This is a genomic window from Frankia sp. CcWB3, from assembly GCF_977927595.1.
The window spans coordinates 11161-12456 of sequence record NZ_CDWRCK010000120.1 but is presented as its reverse complement, the minus strand read 5'-3'; the positions used below and the strand labels follow the sequence as shown (position 1 = coordinate 12456).

The 1296-nt window shown below is 72.0% G+C and carries 2 protein-coding genes; both read left to right on the top strand.

All coding sequences use genetic code 11. From position 1 onward, the window contains the following. Positions 1-328, top strand: a 328-nt coding sequence (locus ACY5KJ_RS11140) for a hypothetical protein (RefSeq protein ID WP_462203316.1), incomplete at its 5' end; no start/stop codon positions are given. Positions 329-568: 240 nt separating this feature from the next. Next, on the top strand, positions 569-1243 hold the full coding sequence (locus ACY5KJ_RS11135; RefSeq protein ID WP_462185874.1) for a hypothetical protein: 675 nt from the start codon (positions 569-571) through the stop codon (positions 1241-1243). The last annotated feature ends 53 nt before the right edge of the window (positions 1244-1296 follow it).

Below are 1296 nucleotides of genomic sequence, written 5' to 3'. Positions count from 1 at the left end.
AGCCGGTGCCGAACCCGGTACCGAACCCGGAGACCCCCAGCGGTACCCCGTCTCCCTACTCCGATCCGAGTACGACGATCTGCCCGTCGGGGACGACGACGGACGCTGGTGGGCGCTGCACGCCCAGTTCGCCGGCCTGCCCGGCCACGGGCAATGCGGGCGGCCCCTGCGACCAGCACGGTCCGGCCTGCCCACCGAGCACGCCTCGATCGGCCGACGCAGCGGCGTCATCACCGCCGAACGGTGCCTGCCCACAACCCCGGTGCGCCTCCGGGCCGGCGTCGGTGTCGACATCAATGCCAGGTACAGATACAGGTACAGGATGTGATGGCGGCGGTCCCCAGCAATGCACGACGCCCGCCCCCGCGTTGCCGCTCGGCCTGGTCGACGCGATGCCCTGCCCCACTCCCACGGAGGACACGGAGACCACGTCACCTCCCATCACCTCGTCCCCGGTCACCGACTCCACCAAGCCGGGCTCCAATGGGGAGAAGGAGACCTCGGTTACCTGTCCGGACGGGTCCGTGCGCCGATCGGCCGACCAGTGCCCCTTGCCGCAGAAGGCCTGGTGGTCGGCGTCGCCGTGGGCGAAGCCTGCCCGCCGCCGCGGCCATCCCCGCCGGTCCCGGTCGTCTGCTGGGACGGTTCCGTGCGCGCGGCGACGCTCGACTGCCCCGCCGGGCGCCGGCTCTGCCCCGGCGGCCTCGCGGTTCCGCTCGACGAGCAGTGCGCGGCACCCACCCCGTCTCGCTGCCCGAAGGGGACGGTGCGCGTGCTGGGCGTGTGCACACCCGTGTCCGAGCCCGGCGGGTCCGAGCCCGGCGTGTCAGAGCCGGATGTGGGGGAGCCGGTGGCACGCGAGGCACGTCCCGGTGAGCTGTTGTTCGACCGGAGCGCCGTGACGGCTGGAGATACGCTGTTCGCCCGGGGTGCCGGCTGCAGACCCGGGTCGCAGGCCATGCTCACCGCGGGCGGCGAGCTGGTCGGACGGACCGTTGCCGACCAGGACGGCACGTTCGAGACCGTGGTCCAGTTCGCCAGCTTCCAGCCGGGTTACCGTCCGGTCACCGCCGCCTGCGGAGCTAACCTCACCGCCGGTATAGACATGGTGCTGGTCTCCGCGGACACCAGCGCTTCGCCTCCATCGGTGCTGCTTCCGCTCTTCTTGGCGCTGTCGTTCCTGGCCGTGCACTACCAGATAGCGGCCCGTGGACGTCGGCGCGCCAGGTCGCAGCGCCGTTAGGTGCCATGCGCCGCCAGACATTACCGGGTGTTGCCGGCTGTTGCCGGGCGTTG